The organism is Streptomyces sp. WM6372 (genome assembly GCF_001279655.1).
Classification (GTDB): domain Bacteria; phylum Actinomycetota; class Actinomycetes; order Streptomycetales; family Streptomycetaceae; genus Streptomyces.
Genome location: NZ_LGDB01000210.1, coordinates 16,229 through 30,830 on the forward strand (window position 1 = coordinate 16,229; position 14,602 = coordinate 30,830).

The 14,602-nt window shown below is 72.8% G+C and carries 15 protein-coding genes; 4 read left to right on the forward strand and 11 right to left on the reverse strand.

Annotated features, from left to right (window positions below; all coding sequences use genetic code 11):
- Nucleotides 1-53: 53 nt before the first annotated feature.
- The gene (gene modA / locus ADK52_RS28195; protein WP_053692664.1) at nucleotides 54-875 is read right to left on the reverse strand and encodes a molybdate ABC transporter substrate-binding protein; all 822 of its coding nucleotides are present in this window, start codon (nucleotides 873-875) and stop codon (nucleotides 54-56) included.
- A gap of 112 nt (nucleotides 876-987) precedes the next feature.
- Entirely contained in the window at nucleotides 988-1,383 is a 396-nt protein-coding gene (locus ADK52_RS28200) for a TOBE domain-containing protein (RefSeq protein WP_053692665.1), read from the reverse strand.
- 134 nt (nucleotides 1,384-1,517) lie between these two features.
- Between ADK52_RS28200 and ADK52_RS28205 the strand changes: the two genes are divergently transcribed.
- On the forward strand, nucleotides 1,518-1,964 hold the full coding sequence (locus ADK52_RS28205) for an RNA-binding S4 domain-containing protein (protein WP_078988666.1): 447 nt from the start codon (nucleotides 1,518-1,520) through the stop codon (nucleotides 1,962-1,964).
- 87 nt (nucleotides 1,965-2,051) lie between these two features.
- On the opposite strand, the gene ADK52_RS28210 is transcribed toward ADK52_RS28205, so the two are convergent.
- The 6 genes from ADK52_RS28210 to ADK52_RS28235 all read right to left on the reverse strand — a co-directional run bounded on the left by ADK52_RS28210 (nucleotide 2,052) and on the right by ADK52_RS28235 (nucleotide 8,740).
- Nucleotides 2,052-2,456 (reverse strand): PTS-dependent dihydroxyacetone kinase phosphotransferase subunit DhaM, encoded by a 405-nt coding sequence (locus tag ADK52_RS28210; protein ID WP_053692667.1) that lies wholly within the window; start codon nucleotides 2,454-2,456, stop codon nucleotides 2,052-2,054.
- The gene (gene dhaL, locus ADK52_RS28215; RefSeq protein ID WP_053692668.1) at nucleotides 2,453-3,055 is read right to left on the reverse strand and encodes a dihydroxyacetone kinase subunit DhaL; all 603 of its coding nucleotides are present in this window, start codon (nucleotides 3,053-3,055) and stop codon (nucleotides 2,453-2,455) included. The genes ADK52_RS28210 and dhaL overlap by 4 nt, the downstream gene beginning before the upstream one ends.
- 54 nt (nucleotides 3,056-3,109) lie before the next feature.
- Nucleotides 3,110-4,114 (reverse strand): dihydroxyacetone kinase subunit DhaK, encoded by a 1,005-nt coding sequence (gene dhaK / locus ADK52_RS28220; protein ID WP_053692669.1) that lies wholly within the window; start codon nucleotides 4,112-4,114, stop codon nucleotides 3,110-3,112.
- Nucleotides 4,115-4,198: 84 nt separating this feature from the next.
- The gene (locus ADK52_RS28225; protein ID WP_053692670.1) at nucleotides 4,199-6,025 is read right to left on the reverse strand and encodes a glycoside hydrolase family 15 protein; all 1,827 of its coding nucleotides are present in this window, start codon (nucleotides 6,023-6,025) and stop codon (nucleotides 4,199-4,201) included.
- A 94-nt stretch (nucleotides 6,026-6,119) separates the two neighbouring features.
- Nucleotides 6,120-6,680 (reverse strand): universal stress protein, encoded by a 561-nt coding sequence (locus ADK52_RS28230; protein WP_053692671.1) that lies wholly within the window; start codon nucleotides 6,678-6,680, stop codon nucleotides 6,120-6,122.
- A gap of 92 nt (nucleotides 6,681-6,772) precedes the next feature.
- Nucleotides 6,773-8,740, reverse strand: coding sequence for an APC family permease (locus ADK52_RS28235; RefSeq protein WP_053692672.1), 1,968 nt, complete (start codon nucleotides 8,738-8,740; stop codon nucleotides 6,773-6,775).
- Between the two features lie 359 nt (nucleotides 8,741-9,099).
- Here ADK52_RS28235 and ADK52_RS28240 point away from each other — a divergent pair, with 359 nt between their 5' ends.
- Nucleotides 9,100-9,735 (forward strand): alpha-ketoglutarate-dependent dioxygenase AlkB, encoded by a 636-nt coding sequence (locus tag ADK52_RS28240; protein WP_234344286.1) that lies wholly within the window; start codon nucleotides 9,100-9,102, stop codon nucleotides 9,733-9,735.
- A gap of 71 nt (nucleotides 9,736-9,806) precedes the next feature.
- Here the strand turns inward: ADK52_RS28240 and ADK52_RS28245 are convergent, their stop codons facing one another.
- The 3 genes from ADK52_RS28245 to ADK52_RS28255 form a co-directional block, all read right to left on the reverse strand.
- Nucleotides 9,807-11,090: an SUKH-4 family immunity protein gene (locus ADK52_RS28245; RefSeq protein WP_159046047.1), complete on the reverse strand. Its 1,284-nt coding sequence runs from the start codon at nucleotides 11,088-11,090 to the stop codon at nucleotides 9,807-9,809.
- A gap of 70 nt (nucleotides 11,091-11,160) precedes the next feature.
- On the reverse strand, nucleotides 11,161-11,484 hold the full coding sequence (locus tag ADK52_RS28250) for a YkvA family protein (RefSeq protein WP_053692674.1): 324 nt from the start codon (nucleotides 11,482-11,484) through the stop codon (nucleotides 11,161-11,163).
- A 62-nt stretch (nucleotides 11,485-11,546) separates the two neighbouring features.
- Nucleotides 11,547-12,011 (reverse strand): MarR family winged helix-turn-helix transcriptional regulator, encoded by a 465-nt coding sequence (locus tag ADK52_RS28255; RefSeq protein ID WP_053692675.1) that lies wholly within the window; start codon nucleotides 12,009-12,011, stop codon nucleotides 11,547-11,549.
- A gap of 131 nt (nucleotides 12,012-12,142) precedes the next feature.
- Between ADK52_RS28255 and ADK52_RS28260 the strand changes: the two genes are divergently transcribed.
- Together ADK52_RS28260 and ADK52_RS28265 are read left to right on the forward strand one after the other, a co-directional pair.
- Nucleotides 12,143-12,700, forward strand: a complete 558-nt coding sequence (locus ADK52_RS28260) for a DoxX family membrane protein (RefSeq protein WP_053692676.1) — start codon at nucleotides 12,143-12,145, stop codon at nucleotides 12,698-12,700.
- Between the two features lie 70 nt (nucleotides 12,701-12,770).
- On the forward strand, nucleotides 12,771-14,573 hold the full coding sequence (locus tag ADK52_RS28265) for a glycoside hydrolase family 15 protein (protein ID WP_053692677.1): 1,803 nt from the start codon (nucleotides 12,771-12,773) through the stop codon (nucleotides 14,571-14,573).
- Nucleotides 14,574-14,602: the final 29 nt, after the last annotated feature.

A 14,602-nucleotide genomic window follows, 5' to 3' on the forward strand; every position in this document is an offset into this window, starting at 1 on the left:
CCTGTCCCCCCGGACCAGGCAGTCCCTCTCGATCCTCGTGGCTGCGGCGCCGGTTACGCCTTCTGGAAGCCCGCGTCCTGGAGGATCTTCTGCGCCTCGGGGGTGCTCAGCCAGGCCACGAACGCGGCGGCGGCCTCGGCGTTCTTGGACGACTTGAGGGTGGCGGCCGGGTACGAGGCCACGGCGTTCTCGGCGTCCGGGATGTCCACGACGGAGACCTTGTCACCGGACTTGATGGTGTCGGTCTTGTAGACGAGGCCGGCGTCGGCCTCGCCGAGCTCGACCTTGCTCAGCACGGCGCGCACGTTGGGCTCCTGGGAGACCGGCTTCACCTCGATCTTCTGGGCGTCGAGGATCTGCTTGCTGTAGCGGCCGACCGGGACCTCGGGCGCGGCGAGCACGACCTTGATCTTGGTGTCGGCCAGGTCCTTCAGCTCGTCGACCTTGAACGGGTTGCCCTTGCCGGCCGCGATGACCAGGCGGTTCTTGGCGATGATGGCCGGGTCGTTGGTCTCGGCCTTCAGCCCGTCCATGGTCTTGGTGTCGGCGGTGACCAGCGCGTCGGCCGGGGCGCCCTGCTTCACCTGGGCGGCGAGCTCCTGGGAGCCGGCGAAGGAGAAGGTGACCTTCGTGCCGGGGTGCGCCTTCTCGTACGCGGCACCCGCGGTCTTGAAGACGTCGGTGAGGGAGGACGCGGCGAGGACGGTGAGGTTCGCGGCCTTCGGCTCGGCGGAGGCGGAGGCGGCGGCCGAGGGGGAAGCCGCGGCGCTGGAGTCCTTCTTGTCGCTGCTGCCGCAGGCGGCCAGCGCGGGCACGAGGAGGGCGGCGGTCAGCGCGGCGGTGAAGGCACTGCGGCGGTTCAGGATCGGGGACATGAGCTGGTGCTCCTCGGTCGGGTCGGCGGCCGGCCTGGTGCCGGTTCCGCGTGGTGGTGACCCGCGCCGGTGACGGGCGGAGCGGGTGAGAACGTGCGCTGGTGCTGGAGGTTCAGGTGCGGTCGATGTGCACGCTGGTGGACTTCACGCGGGCGGTGGCCTGCATGCCGACCTCCAGTCCGAGTTCCTCGACGGCCTCACGGGTGAGCAGGGAGACCAGGCGGTGGGGACCTGCCTGGATCTCGACCTGGGCGGCCACGTCTCCGAGCTTGACGGCGGTGACGATGCCGGGGAACGCGTTGCGGGCCGAGGTGTACGGCTCCTCGTCTTCGGCGTGGGCGCCCTGGCCCACCGCCACGGAGAAGGCGGCCAGGTCGCGGCCGTCGATCAGTCGCCGGCCGGCGTCGTCGCGGTGGGTCGCGACACGGCCGGCGTCGGCCCAGCGGCGGGCGGTGTCCGGGCTGACGCCCAGCAGGCGCGCCGCCTGTCCGATGGTGTAGGACTGCATGAGCGACAAGGTAGGGGCACGTGTCCCGCATTTGCAATTCTCTTGGGCTGATACACATGGCAGATGCCATGCCTCTTGGCAATTCCGCCAATATGCATTCCGCGTGGGGCGGGCCGGCTGGCTAAAGTTTCGGCATGGCTGATGAAGCAACGGGAACGGGCGCGGGAACGGGCTCGGGAACAGGCGCGGGAACGGGAACCACGGCGACCACGGGATCCGCTCGGGTGGATGCCTGGATCTGGTCGGTCCGTCTGACGAAGACCCGCTCGGTCGCGGCGACCGCCTGCCGGGCAGGCCATGTGAAGGTCAACGGGGAGCGCGCGAAGCCCGCGCAGGTGGTGCGGGCGGGGGACGAGGTACGGCTGTTCCACGCGGGGCGCGAGCGCATCGTCGTGGTGAAGCGGCCGGTGACGAAGCGGGTGGGTGCGCCGGTGGCCGCGGAATGCTTCGTCGACAACAGCCCCCCGGCGCCGACGCGCATCGAGGCCGAGGTGGTCGGCGTCCGCGACCGCGGCACGGGCCGCCCCACGAAGCGGGACCGCCGCGACATCGAATCCCTCCGAGGCGGCCGCGCCCGCTGACCGGTCCCCCCTAGGGGGTGTCCGCACCGTCAGCGGGCCGCCGCTGCCGAGCGGGCCGGCGCCCGAACGGCGGGGCCGGCGCGCGGGTCAGACCTTGCGGTACGTGTAGGCCTCCTCGGCCGCCGCGGCCACCGCGTCCAACGGCGCGCCCGCGGAGGCCGCCACCACCGCGGCCACCGCTCCCTCCAGGAACGGCGCGTCCAGCAGCCGGGACCCCGGCGGGAGCTCGTCCTCCACCAGCAGCGCCTTCACCGTCAGCACCGAGCTGCCCAGGTCCGCCAGCAGCGCGACGCCCGCGCCCCGGTCCACCTCGTGCGCGGCCGCCGCGATGCGGTCCGCGTCCGTACCCAGGCCGCCGTCCGCGGTGCCGCCCGCCGCGGCCACCGGGACGACGGGGCCGCCCGCCGCCAGGCCCCGCGCCATGTCCGCCACGGATTCCGCGACCGCCGCGCTGTGCGACACCAGCACGATCCCGACCTCCGGCCCGCTCATGAGCCCTCCGCCGTATCCGCGAGAGCCCCCAGCAGCAGGGCCGCCGAGGTCGCCCCGGGGTCCTGGTGGCCGATGCTCCGCTCACCGAGGTAGCTCGCCCGCCCCTTGCGGGCCAGCATCGGCACCGTCGCCCGCGCCCCGTTCTCCGCCGCGTCCGCGCCCGCCCGGTACGAGGTGGCGAGCGCCGCCACCCCCGGCACCAGCGCGTCCAGCATCGTCTTGTCGCCCGGCGCCGCCCCGCCGAGCTGCGCCACCGCGCCCACCCCCGCGTACAGGGCCTTGCGCAGCTCTTCGTCGGAGACCTCGGCGGCCTCCCCGAGCTCCTTGCCCGTCCGCCGCAGCAGCGTCCCGTACAGCGGGCCCGACGCCCCGCCGACCGTCGAGATCAGGGTCCGCCCCGCCAGGACCAGCACCGCCCCCGGACTCGCGACGGGATCCGCCTCCAGGGCCGTCCGTACCGCCGTGAAGCCGCGCAGCAGATTGCTCCCGTGGTCGGCGTCCCCGATGGGGGAGTCGAGCTCGGTCAGCCGGTCCGCCTCGCGCTCCACCGCGGCCGCGGACGCCGTCATCCAGCGCCGGAAGAATTCCGTGTCACGCAATTGCGTCTCCTCACCGTGTCCGCCATCTTGTCCGCACCGTGTCCGTCCACCTTCTCAGCAACCCCACCGAAGGGCCGGAGTCCGGACGGGCGCGTCCCACAACCGCAGCAGCTCCTCGTCCGCCCGGCACAGCGTCACCGAACACCCCGCCATGTCCAGGGACGTGACGTAGTTTCCGACCAGTGTCCGTGCCACCGGCACTCCGCGCTCCGCCAGCACCCGCGCCACCTCCCCGTGGAACCCGTACAGCTCCAGCAGCGGCGTCGCCCCCATGCCGTTGACCAGGGCCAGTACCGGCCCGTCCGCCGGACCCACCTCCCCGAGCTCCTCCAGTACGGCTCCCACCGCGGCCTCCGCGATCTCCCGGGCCGGCATCATGGCCCGCCGCTCGCGGCCCGGTTCGCCGTGGATGCCCACCCCCAGCTCCAGCTCCCCGTCGGGCAGGTCGAAGGTCGGACTGCCCTTCGCCGGTGTCGTGCACGCGCTGAGCGCCACCCCGAAGCTCCGCGAGGACGCGTTGACCCGCCGGGCGAGCTCCGCGACCCGCTCCAGCGGGGCGCCCTCCTCGGCGGCCGCACCGGCGATCTTCTCGACGAACAGCGTGGCCCCGGTGCCGCGCCGCCCCGCCGTGTACAGGCTGTCCGTGACGGCCACGTCATCGTTGACCAGCACGCGCTCCACCCGCAGGCCGTCCTCCTCGGCGAGTTCGGCGGCCATCTCGAAGTTCAGCACGTCCCCGGTGTAGTTCTTGACGACGAACAGCACCCCTTGCCCGGAGTCCACGGCGGCCGCCGCCCGCAGCACCTGGTCGGGCACCGGCGAGGTGAACACCTCCCCGGGGCACGCGGCCGACAGCATCCCGTGCCCCACGAACCCGGCGTGCAGCGGCTCGTGCCCCGACCCGCCCCCCGACACCAGCCCGACCCGGCCACCGGCCCGCGCGTCCCGCCGTACGACGACCCGCCGCTCCACGTCGACCTCCAGCTCGGGGTGCGCGGCGGCCATCCCCCGCAGCGCATCGGCGACGACGGTCTCGGGACTGTTGATCAGCATCCGCATGGCTATCTCCTGACGGGGCCGGCACAGGGCGAGCGGGGGGAGGGGCAGCGCCTTCGCTCCCCCCTACCCCGCCTGACGGCGGGGTCATGCCGACCGGCGGTCCAGTTCCTCGTCGAGCGCCAACGCGGCGTCGATGAGCGCCAAGTGGGTGAACGCCTGCGGGAAGTTGCCCAGCTGCTCGCCGGAGGCCCCGATCTCCTCGGCGAACAGGCCGACGTGGTTGGCGTACGTGAGCATCTTGTCGAACGCGTACCGTGCCTGGACGATCCGGCCGGCCCGGGCCAGCGCCTCGACGTACAGGAAGCTGCACAGGTTGAACGTGCCCTCCGAGCCGCGCAGCCCGTCGGGCGAGGCCGCGGGGTCGTAGCGGTAGACCAGGCTGTCGCTGACGAGGTCCCGGTCCATCGCGTCGAGCGTGGACAGCCAGGACGGGTCGGTGGGCGAGATGAAACCCACCTTGGGCATGAGCAGCAGCGACGCGTCGAGGACGTCCGACGCGTAGTTCTGTACGAAGGCCTGCCGCTCGGTGCTCCAGCCGCGCTCCCCGATCTGCAGGAAGATCGCGTCGCGGGCCGCCGTCCACCGCGGGAGGTCCGCGGGCCGCGAGTGCGTCTGGGCGAGGCGGATCGCCCGGTCGAAGGCGACCCACGACATCAGCCGGCTGTAGGTGAAGTCCTGGCGGCCCCCGCGGGTCTCCCAGATCCCCTCGTCCGGAACGTCCCAGCGGTCGCAGAACCAGTCCATGAGCGTGGTGAACGCCCGCCAGCCGCGCAGCGCACCCATGTCGTGGCCCTCGCCGAACGCGTAGGCGGCCTCCCCGTAGATGTCGAGCTGCATCTGGTCGGCGGCGGCGTTGCCGGCCCGGACGGGCGCCGATCCCCGGTACCCCTCCCAGTGCCCGAGGACCTCCTCGGGCAGCCGGGGGTCCCCGTCGATGCGGTACATGATCTGGAGGGGGTGGCCGGAGGCGGAGCCCCCGGCTTCGAAGCGGTCGCGGATCCAGTGGCGGAAGGCGATGGCCTCCTCGGTGAAGCCGAGTTTGGTGAGCGCGCGCACCGTCAGGGAGCCGTCGCGGATCCAGGTGTAGCGGTAGTCCCAGTTGCGCTCCCCGCCGATCTGCTCGGGCAGTCCCATGGTCGCGGCGGCGATCGGCGCGCCCGTGGGGGCGTACGTGAGCAGCTTCAGGGTGATGGCGGACCGGTTCACCATCTGCTGCCAGCGGCCCCGGTAGGTGGAGGTGAGCAGCCAGTCGTGCCAGAAGCCCCGGCACCGGTCGAAATCCGCGCGGGCGCGGTCGGCGCTCAGGGGATCGGGGCGCTGCCCGCCGGTGGCGTCGGCGGTCAGGACGACGGCGGCCACGTCGCCCGCCGCGAGGGTGAAGCGCGCGACGGCGTCCTGCCCGTCCGCGGTGAGGGTGATCGGGGCGCTCGTCTGGACGAACAGGTCGGTTCCCGGGCCCTGCATCAGGGCCGTCCCGTCGTCCAGGAGCTTCAGGGCGTGTGGGGCCCGGCCGTAGTCGAACCGGGGCCGGACCTCCAGGGTGAAGGGCAGACTGCCCCGCACCATGCGTACGGTCCGGTGCAGTCGATGCCGGTCCGTGGCCTCGGGGGACGGGTCGGGAACCATGTAGTCCCCCACCTCCCCTACGCCGTCCGGGGTCATGAAGCGGGTCACCAGCGTGGCCGTGTCGGCCAGGTACAGCTGTTTGACCGTCACGTCGGGGACCTGGTCGAGGTCGACCGAGAGGTGGCAGTGGCCGCCTCTGGCCTGGTCCAGCAGGGATCCGAAGATGCTGGGCGAGTCGAACCGCGGCGTGCACCACCAGTCGACGGTCCCGGCGCTGGAGACCAGCGCGACGGTCTGGAGATCGCCGATGAGACCGTGGTCCGCGATCGGGGGGTAGGCACTCATGGCGACTCCGGTGGTGAGTGGCTGCCTTCCCACGGTACGTACGGCGCCCGGTTCGCGCCCGGTCAGAGGGGCGCGGACGGGTGCGGGCCGTGCGTCACTCCGCGAGTTCGCGCGTGTCCAGCGGGAGCCGCCAGACGTTCCGCCGGTGGACGGCGTCGAGTTCGGCCTGGAGCGGGGACGGCGGCACGGTCAGTACGGGGCAGGGCGCGTGCGCCAGGCAGTGGCGGGCCACGGAGGGCCGCAGCAGGCGGCGTACGGCGCCCCGACCGCCCGTCCCCACGACCAGCAGGTCCTCGGGGCCGCTCACCGCGTCGACGAGGGCCGCGCCGGCCGTGGCCCGTACGGCGTGGCCCGCGAGGGTCACGCCCGGTCCGGCCGGGCCGAACGCGGTGTCGAGGGCGAGCCGCAGCCGTTCCACGGCCGCGGCCTTGGCGGCGGCCAGCACCGGGACCCCGCCGGGGCCCCGGCTGCCGATGTCCCCGCCCGGCGCCTGCCAGGCCAGGACCACCCACAGCTCCGCGCCGCGCGCCCGGGCCTCGGCGGCGGCCCGGTGCAGGGCCGTGAGGCTGCCGGAACTCCCGCTCACACCGACCACGACCCTGTGCCGCACCGCGTCCACCGTCCACCCCTCATCCGGTCTGCTGCCGGCTCCCATGCAAGCGCCGGGCGGGCGGATACGGGGGGTTCGCTGACGGCTTCCTGACGGGGAAACCACGAACCATGACGGGTTGCTGATACCGCTCGCCGTCAGCCGGCGTGGATGTGGGGGCGGCGGTTGCGGTCGGGTTCCGCCTCGCGGATGACCTCGCGGGTGACGGGGGCGACCTCGCCCTGTCCGAAGAGGAAGAAGCGGAGGAAGTTGGCCATCGGGTTGCCCTCGGTCCACTCGAAGTAGATGTGCGGCCGCTGCCCGGTCTCGTCCCGTACGTGGAGCAGCAGCGCGGCGAGCGCGTTGGGGATGCTGGAGCTCTCCAGGGTCAGGACGCGGTAGCGGCCGTGCAGGACTTCACCGCGCACCCGCATGCCCGATTCGAACTCCGACGCGTCCAGGACGGTGACCTCGACGAACATCACGTCGTCCTCGGACGGGATGTCGTTGTCCGCGCGGATCTGCGCCTTCTTCAGCCGGTATTCGTCGAGGTCCCGGTTGTCGGGCTCGTTGGCGATGAAACGGATCGTGCGGTTGGCGGTGTCGCGGATGAACCGCTGGGCCATGTCGTCGAACTCGACGTGCGTGACGCGCAGCTCGAAGACGCGGGCGAGGCGGGAGAGCAGCGAGAGGGCCATGATGCCGGCGATGAAGCAGGCGCCGATCTTCACGCCGTCGGGGCGTTCGGCGACGTTGACCGCGGTCGTGTAGACGAAGACGGCGGAGATCACGCCGAAGGCGATCGTCCAGCCGCGTTCCCCGGCCCGGCGGGCCGCGATGGTCACGGCGACGGCGGCCGAGGTGATCAGGACGAGGACACCGGTGGCGTAGGCGCCGCCCTGGGCGTCGACGTCGGCGTCGAAGAGCCAGGTCACCAGGAAGGCGATCAGGGTGAACACGATGACCATCGGGCGCAGGGCGCGGGCCCACTGCGGGGCCATGCCGTAGCGGGGCAGGTAGCGGGGCATCAGGTTGAGCAGGCCGGCCATGGCCGAGGAGCCCGCGAACCACAGGATGAGGATGGTCGAGACGTCGTAGACGGTGCCGAAGGCGGAGCCCAGGTATTCGTGGGCCAGGTAGGCCAGGGCGCGGCCGTTGGCCTCGCCGCCGGGCTGGAACGCTGCGGGCGGGATCAGCAGGGTGGTGACGAAGCTGCTGGTGATGAGGAACACGCTCATGATCACGGCGGCGGTGGTGAGCAGCTTCTTCGTGCCGCGGATCCGGCCCGCGGGCTTCTCCTCCGTGTCGTCCGCGGAGCCCTGGACGTGCGGCATGACCGCGACACCCGTCTCGAAGCCGGACAGACCCAGCGCCAGCTTCGGGAAGACCACGAGTGCGATGGCGATCATCATGAACACGTTGCCGTGCTCGGCCGTCAGCGCCTCCTTCCAGTCGCCGATGACGTGCGGCTCGCTGGCGACCTGCCACAGGCCGACCCCGATGACGACGACGTTCAGCGCGAGGTAGGAGAAGACCAGGACCACGGCCACGCCGATGGCCTCGCTGAACCCCTTGAGGAACACTCCGCCCAGCAGGGCGATCAGGATCAGGGTGATCAGCACCTGGTGACCGTTGAGCGTGCTGGTCAGGTGCGGGTTCTCGACCATGTGCGCCGTGGCGTCCGCCGCCGACAGGGTGATCGTGATCAGGAAGTCGGTCGCCGCGAAGCCCAGCAGGGTCAGGACGAACAGCTTGCCCTTCCAGAACGACAGCAGCCGTTCCAGCATCGCGATGGAGCCTTCGCCGTGCGGGCTCTCCTCCGCGACGCGGCGGTAGACGGGCAGCGCCCCCAGCAGGGTCAGCACCACCAGCACGATCGTGGCCAGCGGCGACAGCAGGCCGGCCGCGAGCGCCGCGATGCCCGGCTGGTAGCCGAGGGTGGAGAAGTAGTCGAGGCCGGTCAGGCACATCACGCGCCACCACGGCCGCCCGTGGTCGGCGGCCTCGGGCGCTGCGCTCCCGCCCGGCTCCTCCTCCGGCCGATGGCCCGACCGGTGTTTCGTCTGGTCGGTCAGGCCTTCCAGGAGCCATGCCCTCAGGCGGCTCGGCTGGGTGGGGGTGGCCATCGCGGGTGCTCCTTCGTACGGCTTGGATCCGGCCATCGGTGCGACGGCTGGGCAAGCGTACGGAACTCGATCATTCGTGCACGCGCGCGATCTCATGCTGACGGGCCCTCGACGGTGCCGCTCGGGGGATTGCTCCGGTTGGCCGGAGCCGCGCACTCCGCCCGGAACCCGTCTCCCACCTGCGCGGACGTGCCGTACTGCGTCCGTGCGCCGACGGTCGTCCGAGCCCGCTGCTCCCAGCGGTCTTGACGGCTTCTTAACGCCTCTCTAGCGATACCTTGACGGCCCTTTTCCGGGGGAGCGGGCACTCGTGGAGCTTTAATCGATCGAATGTTCGAGTGGCGCGATATGATGGGCGTGTGCGTACGATCCCCGGCCTCCAGGGCTCCCTCTTCGACCAGGGCGACGAGATCCGCCTCGGCCCGCTCTCGGGGCTGCGCCGGACCCGGCTCGGCGCCGGGGCCTGGGTCGACCACCTCCCCGGCTGGCTCTCGGGCGCCGACACGCTGTTCGAGCGGCTGGCCGAGGACGTGCCGTGGCGCGCCGAGCGCCGCCGGATGTACGAGCGCGAGGTCGACGTACCCCGCCTGCTCGCCTTCTACGACGAGGGCGAAACGCTGCCGCACCCGGTGCTCACCGAGGCCCGTTCCGCGCTGACCCGGCACTACGCCGCCGAACTGGGGGAGCCCTTCGCCACCGCCGGGCTCTGCCTCTACCGCGACGGCCGCGACAGCGTCGCCTGGCACGGGGACCGCACCGGCCGGTCCGCCACCGAGGACACGATGGTCGCGATCCTCTCGGTCGGCGACCCCCGCGATCTGGTCCTGCGCCCCCGCGACGGCGGGGCCACCCTGCTCCGCCTGCCCCTGGGGCACGGCGACCTCGTCGTGATGGGCGGCTCCTGCCAGCGCACGATGGAGCACGCCATCCCCAAGTCCACCCGCGCCGTCGGCCCGCGCGTCAGCATCCAGTACCGCCCCCGCGGCGTCCGCTGAGCGGGGGGGAACGGCGCCGGCCCCGCCCCCCCGAGCCGGGGATGCGCCCCGGCCGGGCGGACGCGCCCCGGTCAGTAGCCGTAGACGCTCAGCTCCGTGATGGACGCGAAGACGTGCTCCCAGACCGCGGCGCCGGGCTCCTCGGGATCGTCGGACTCCAGGACGTCCGGCTCCAGCTTCTCCACCTCGCAGAGGAAGGAGCCGTAGCCGTTCTCCTCGGGATACGGGTCCCAGCACGCCCCCATGAACCGCCGCACGGCCTCCAGCAGGCGTACGAACGTCTCCGTGTCCCGGGCGAACGGGAACGGCCCCTCGCCCTCGCGGACCAGGGACACCGCGCCCGTCCCCGGGTGGAGGAGCACATGGCCCTCGTCGGCGTGGCCCAGCTCGAACGTCCCGAGGTGCAGGAGCCCTCCGAAGCGGGCTCCGGACTCCGGCTCCCCGGGCCCGTCCTCGGTCCAGGCGAGCTCGAACGAGGTCACGCCCGCCGCCCAGTGGCGCGGCAGGCCCACCGTGCTGATCAGCTCCCGGGTCGGGAGATGGGTCAGTTCCGCGGGCAGCCGCGCATCCGGTACGCGGACCGTGCGGTCGGCGCCGAAGACCGCCTCCACGCGGGCCGCGTCCAGCGGGCTCTCGCCCGGCTCCGGGCCCGCGAACCACGGAGGGCCCGCGCCCTCGTCCCACGAGGAGGTGTCGGCGCCGCCCGCGGGCCAACCGGTCGCCACCACCGCCGCGTTGCGCTCCACCACCACGATCCCGCGGGCTTCGGCGAGCAGGAAGCGGCCCCCGCCGAGGGGTACGGGGTCCTCCCAGGTGCCGGGGCAGTGCAGGGCCCAGGCCGCCTCGTCCGGGTCGAAGAGGAACGGCTCGGCCTCCTCTGGCTCCGCCGTGCGCCGGGTGAACTCCCCGGCGGCGGGCGCCGGGCACGGCGCGCCGCCGGCCAGGTCGAACCAGCGCTCCTCGGTCCACAGCGACCGGACCTTCAGCAGGCTCCGGCCGTCCGGCCCGTCGAAGACCAGCGCCGAGGCGTCCCCGCTGAGGTTCGGCTCGGCCCGGAAGGCCCCGACCGGCCGCCACCAGGCCCATACGGTCCGCCACGGCATGCCGGGTTCGGCCGCGGCGATCCGCTCCGCGTACGCGTCGTGCCCCAGCACCTTCGCGGCGAAGTGGAGCCACGAGCCGAACTCCGCCCGCGACACCTGCGCATGACCGAACACGGCCTCGGCCTGGCTGAAGACCTCACGGCCGACCCCGCCCCCGGCTCCGGTGCCGGGCCACTCCCGTATCCGGGCGGCTCCGGCCTCCAGCAGGGCGGCGGGGGAGGAGAACAGGGCGTCAAGATCTTCGCGAGGCATGCCGACCATGGTGCCGCAGGCCACTGACACTCCCCGGTCCGGGGGAAGTTGAGACGGAGGCGGACCGACGCTACGCCGGGTCCGGCTCCTTCGCCGCGGCGGGCTTCGGGACCGCCGTCGCGCCCGGCCGCACCGCCGCGGCCGCCGCGTGCAGGGAGCGCAGGGCCAGCAGCAGTACGCCAATGTCGTCGAGGTACACCGGGTCCGGGATCAGGTCCACCGGCGAGACGGTGTAGATCACCGCGACCCAGAACAGAGCCTTGTCGCGCAGCGGGATCCCCGCGTCGAGCAGGAGCCGCCGGGCCGCGAAGACCCGTACGAGGAGCACGCCGGCCGCGATCGCCAGCCCGAGGGCGACGACCGCGGCGATCGTCAGCCAGACCGTTGCGTCCATGTCACCCCTATACCCCGTCCGGCCGCGCCATCCGCGCCCTGCCGTCCACTATCCGCCGTCCGTCAACCGCCGTGCTCGCGCAGCCGGCGGCTGACCTCGCCCAGCCCGTCCGCCAGCGCTTCGAGCTGCGCGGGCGTGAGCACGTCGATCAGTGCCTCCCGGACCGCCGCCACGTGCCCCGGCGCGGCCTCCTCCAGGCGGGCCCGGCCCGCGTCCGTGAGGACGGCGAAGACCCCGCGCACGTCGGACGGGCAGCTGCGGCGGCGGACCAGGCCCGCCTTCTCCAGCTGGGTGACCTGGTAGGTCAGCCCGCTTTTCGAATTGATCAGGCCATTGGCCAGTTCCGTCATGCGCAGCTCGCCGTCCGGAGCCGCGGAGAGCCGTACGAGTATCTCGTACTGCGGGTGCGAGAGGCGGGAGTCGTCCTTGAGCTGCTGGTCGAGGCGGCGGTTCACCAGGGCGGACGCGGCCAGGAAGCCGCTCCAGGCGCGCATCTCGCGCTCGTCCAGCCATCTCGTTTCAGCCATGGGCCCAGCCTACACGGGTTGTTCCAATTTGAATCACTGGTTAGGGTCGGGACTGGCGGTTCGAATTTGAACAACCCTGCTCCACCGCAACCCCGTCCCCGCCCGGACCGCCCGACCGGAAGGATCCCCCCATGACCAGCCCCTCCGTCACCGCGACGAAGCCGCAGGCCGCAGCCGTACCGGCCGTCCCGCTCGCCCCCTCCACCTCCGCCCACGACGCCGGGCTGCTCCTCCTGCGCCTCGTCCTCGGACTCACCATGGCCGGCCACGGCGCCCAGAAGCTCTTCGGCTGGTTCGGCGGGGGCGGCATCAGCGGCACCGGCCAGTTCTTCACCGCCAGCGGCTACCCCGCGGGCGACGCCATGGCCGTGGTCGCCGGCCTGACCGAGACCCTCGGCGGCCTCGGCCTCGCCCTCGGGCTGCTCACCCCGCTCGCCGGAGCCGCCGTCGTCGGCACCATGATCAACGCGATCGCCGTCCACGGCGCCGGCGCGTTCTTCGCCCCCAAGGGCATCGAGTACGAGCTGCTGCTGACCGTCGCCGCGGCCGCCGTGGCCCTCACCGGCCCCGGCACGTACGCCGCCGACCGCTTCCTGCCCGTCCTGCGCAGCCACCGGCTGGCCCACGGCCTCCTCGCCGTCGCCCTCGCCGTGGTCATCGCGGGCGCGCTGCTCCTCGTACGCAACTGACCGTCGCGCTCCAGAGGGTGCCCGGGTCCCGGATTGATTGGGCCCGGGCCTTCGGGGGAACAGCGCACAAATGACACAACCCATCGAAGACTACGCACTCATCGGCGACCTCATGACCAGCGGGCTCGTCGGCCGCGACGGGTCCATCGACTGGCTGTGCCTGCCGCGCTTCGACTCGCCCGCCTGCTTCGCGTCGCTCCTCGGAGACAAGGAGAACGGCCACTGGCGCATCTCGCCCGCCGGGGCCGCCGACGACGAGCAGTGCACCCGCCGCGCCTACGTCGACGGCTCGCTGGTCCTGGAGTCGTACTGGGACACCCCGGACGGCGGCTCGTTCAAGGTCACCGACTTCATGCCGCAGCGCGACAACGCCCCCGACGTGATGCGCATCGTCGAAGGGCTGACCGGCGAGGCCACCGTACGCAGCGTCCTGCGCCTGCGGTTCGACTACGGGCACGTCGTCCCCTGGGTCCGCCGCGCCGACGGCGACCGGGTCGCCGTCGCCGGGCCCGACTCCGTGTGGTTCCGCAGCGAACCGGACGTACCCACCTGGGGCGAAGCCAACAGCACCTGCTCCGAGTTCACCGTCGCCGCGGGCGAGCAGGTCGCCTTCGTCCTCACCTGGCACGCCTCGCACGAACCGCGCCCCGCGACCGTCGACCCGTACGAAACGCTCCGGCAGAACCTCGCCTACTGGCGCGACTGGTCCGCCCAGTGCACCTACGAGGGCCCCTACCGGGAGGCGGTGACCCGCTCCCTGATCACCCTCAAGGCCCTCACGTACGCCCCGACCGGCGGCATCGCGGCCGCCGCGACGACCTCCCTGCCCGAGGAGCTCGGCGGCGTCCGCAACTGGGACTACCGCTACTGCTGGCTGCGCGACTCCACCCTCACCCTCGGCTCCCTCCTGAAGACCGGCTTCCTGGACGAGGCCCGCGCCTGGCGCGCCTGGCTGCTGCGCGCGATCGCCGGAGACCCCGCCGACCTCCAGATCATGTACGGCATCGCCGGCGAACGCCGGATCCCCGAATCCGAGCTGCCGTGGCTGCGCGGCTACGCCTCCTCCGCCCCGGTCCGGGTCGGCAACGCGGCCGTGGACCAGCTCCAGCTCGACGTGTACGGGGAAGTCCTCGACTCCCTCTACCTGGCCAGGGCGAACGGGCTGCCCGCGGAGCGGCACGCGTGGCGGATCCAGCTCGCGCTCCTCGACTTCCTGGAGCGCAACTGGCGGCGGCCGGACGAGGGCCTGTGGGAGGTGCGCGGGCCGCGCCGGCACTTCGTGCACTCCAAGGTGATGGCCTGGGTCGCCGCGGACCGGGCCGTGCGCACGATGGAGAGCGACCCCTCGCTCCTCGGCGACGTGCAGCGGTGGCGGACCATGCGGGACGAGGTCCACCGGGACGTGATCGAGAACGGCTTCGACCCGGTGCGGGGCACCTTCACCCAGTACTACGGCTCCCGCGAACTGGACGCCGCCACCCTGCTCATCCCGCGGGTCGGGTTCCTGCCGCCCGACGACCCGCGCGTGATCGGCACGGTCGACGCCGTACGGGTGGAGCTCGGCAGCAGCGGCCTGGTCCGCCGCTACAGCACCGAGGGCCCCTCGGTGGACGGGCTGCCCGGCGACGAAGGGGCCTTCCTGGCCTGTTCGTTCTGGCTGGCGGACGCGCTGCACATGACCGGGCGGGAGAAGGAGGCCCGGGAGCTGTTCGAGCGACTGCTGGCGGTACGCAACGACGTGGGGCTGCTCGCGGAGGAGTACGAACCGGTGACCGGCCGCCAACTCGGCAACTTCCCGCAGGCGTTCAGCCACGTCGGCCTGGTGAACACGGCCATCACCCTGGGCCGCACCCACGCCCCGCCCACGGCCTGACCGCCCGCGATCCCGCCCGGGGACCGACC